The sequence below is a fragment of the Moorena sp. SIO3I6 genome (genome assembly GCF_010672095.1).
In genome coordinates this window covers 1-2,113 of the sequence record NZ_JAAHHU010000837.1, presented here as the reverse complement: position 1 = coordinate 2,113, position 2,113 = coordinate 1, and the positions used below count along the sequence as shown (strand labels likewise).

Sequence of the window (2,113 nt, the reverse complement as noted above, 5' to 3'; positions counted from 1 at the left end):
TGCCCCATCCTCCAGAAATTTATGAGTTAATCGAGGTGAGGGACCCTAAGGTTCAAGCTCACTGGCGGCAGGTATCTAACGGTTACGAACTAAGCGTACGCCAGTCCGTCCAGTGCAGGATCAGAAAGGTTACGCAAAAGCCCGTGATTGTTGGGTTTCGTGCCTCAACATTATCCCCCCTTTGAGTCAACCTGGTGAATTGAGTTCGTCGTTTATGGTGCGTTCTGTGATAGTCGGTCAATAAATGTCTTGATAGATCCTGTGTAATCGAACCCACCCTACAAGAGCGTACGCACTAATAAACTTCATCGTGAGTGCCAATATCAATTAAAACGATTTCTTCTTCTAAGGTGTCTTGATTTTGTTCAAAGTTGAAAATAAGACGACAATCATATTCTACCGAACAAGCCCAAGCACCTGATAATTTACCTTTGAGTTTATGAGTGCGTAGTATAGGATTATAAGGATTATCAGCCAGTAATCTTAATTTGGCTTCAATTTTTGGTTTTAAATTCGGTTGACGTTTAATGATTGCCTTAAAAGCTCGCTTAAATGATGATGTTAAAATTAAATTAGTCATTGTTTAATTCGGCAATAACATCATCAACTGTACCCCGAAAAACGTTACCCTGTTGATAGTCTTGGTGAGCTTTAGTTATATTAACAGCGATTTCCTCTCTTCTTTTTTCAATTTGTCTATGTCTAACAATATTAATTAAATCGTTCTGTTCATCTAAAGAAAGAGCGTCAATCATTTCTAAAATTTGATGGAATTGAATTGTTTGCATCATTTTTTACTCTCTTGCCAAAATATTAGTTTACTCTAATCTAATTTATTCATTATTTTCAATTTAACACGCCCAAACAAATGATCGCACTTTCCCAAATCGGAATTTTAGAAAGGGCTATGTTAGTTGGAGATGCTGGGTTTCCTTCCTCAACCCAACCTACAAGAGCGATGCTCCTAAGGAGCCGCTAAAAGCGAACGCACTTGGGGACAACGATCGTTCCAAAAAAGGTCGGTTAGATGCACGATGAAAAAACTCGCTACAATAACCGCAGTATCATGCCAGTAGCCATTGAACATGACAACTGAACAAATCACGATCGATCTGCCTAGTCCCATCTTCCACCAACTGGCACGAATTGCCAAAGCTACGCAGCAAAGTGTAGAGACACTTGCACCTGCATTGTGTAGTTAGCAATTTGCCACCTTCGGTTGATAATGCCCCAAAAGAAATGCAAGCAGAGTTATTACAGCTTCAGACACTAGATACTGAACAGCTACTCAACATTGCTCAAGCAGAAATAGACCCTGATCAGCATCATCGCTGTGTTGAGTTGCTAGACAAACATCAGGATGAGAAACTGACACCGGAGGAACGGCGGGAACTCGCCGAGTTGCGACAAGCAGCCGATCGTCTCATGCTACGGAAAGCTTATGCCTGGTCTGTTCTACGTTGGAAAGGGCATCGGATTCCTGCACTTATTGATTTACCTGTGATTCTATGACCATATCTGTTGAATTACGACGGCGCGTAATTCAAGAAGCCAATTTTCGCTGTGAATATTGTAAAACCTCTTCCCAGTTGACTGGTACACCACTAGTCATGGATCACATCTGGCCTCGCTCACAAGGTGGAACAGACAATCGAGAAAATTTAGCTGCTTCCTGTTATCGCTGCAATGAATTCTTTGGGAGCAAAATCTACGCAATTGATCCATTAGACTTGGAAGTATGTTGCACTCTATAATCCACGAAATCAATTTTGGGAACGACCATTTCATTTGGAACAATGGTGGAACTCATATTGCTGGAATAACACCAGTGGGCCGAGCAACAGTAATAGCGCTGCCCTTGAACTTTTGAGTTTCTGATTGAAGCAAGAGCAATTTGGATTGAAGTAGGCTGGCATCCACCTAATGAGTAGGTAACAGAATTGAGCATTGATGGAAATATTGATCGCGTACGACCGATATTTGCAAACAAAAATGCCTACTAATTATAGCCTATAATGGTGGGCACTTGTGTTTGGAAATCTAGGATTTTAACAAAGATTATCGCACAAGTGCCCACCCTACAATCTACTTTGAGCATATGTGATTAACCAGA

4 protein-coding genes are annotated in these 2,113 nt (G+C 41.1%); 2 read left to right on the top strand and 2 right to left on the bottom strand.

The features are described 5' to 3' along the window. Positions 1-295: 295 nt before the first annotated feature. Both F6K49_RS43370 and F6K49_RS43365 read right to left on the bottom strand, forming a co-directional pair. A complete protein-coding gene (locus F6K49_RS43370) occupies positions 296-580 on the bottom strand; it encodes a type II toxin-antitoxin system mRNA interferase toxin, RelE/StbE family (RefSeq protein ID WP_293052061.1) in 285 nt (94 codons plus the stop codon). Continuing rightward, positions 573-791 carry a hypothetical protein gene (locus F6K49_RS43365; RefSeq protein ID WP_293052058.1) on the bottom strand — a complete coding sequence of 73 codons (219 nt, stop codon included), beginning with the start codon at positions 789-791 and terminating at the stop codon, positions 573-575. Before F6K49_RS43365 ends, F6K49_RS43370 begins: the two co-directional genes overlap by 8 nt. A 388-nt stretch (positions 792-1,179) precedes the next feature. Here F6K49_RS43365 and F6K49_RS43360 point away from each other — a divergent pair, with 388 nt between their 5' ends. After that, on the top strand, positions 1,180-1,512 hold the full coding sequence (locus tag F6K49_RS43360; RefSeq protein ID WP_293107863.1) for a hypothetical protein: 333 nt from the start codon (positions 1,180-1,182) through the stop codon (positions 1,510-1,512). Further along, complete coding sequence (locus tag F6K49_RS43355) at positions 1,509-1,754, top strand: HNH endonuclease signature motif containing protein (protein ID WP_293052052.1); 246 nt, start codon at positions 1,509-1,511, stop codon at positions 1,752-1,754. The genes F6K49_RS43360 and F6K49_RS43355 overlap by 4 nt, the downstream gene beginning before the upstream one ends. Positions 1,755-2,113: the final 359 nt, after the last annotated feature.

Excerpts from the sequence above, each read along its gene's own strand:
- F6K49_RS43355 (WP_293052052.1), top strand. The coding sequence starts at position 1,509 with ATGACCATATCTGTTGAATTACGACGGCGCGTAATTCAAGAAGCCAAT.
- F6K49_RS43365 (WP_293052058.1), bottom strand. The coding sequence starts at position 791 with ATGATGCAAACAATTCAATTCCATCAAATTTTAGAAATGATTGACGCT.
- F6K49_RS43370 (WP_293052061.1), bottom strand. The coding sequence starts at position 580 with ATGACTAATTTAATTTTAACATCATCATTTAAGCGAGCTTTTAAGGCA.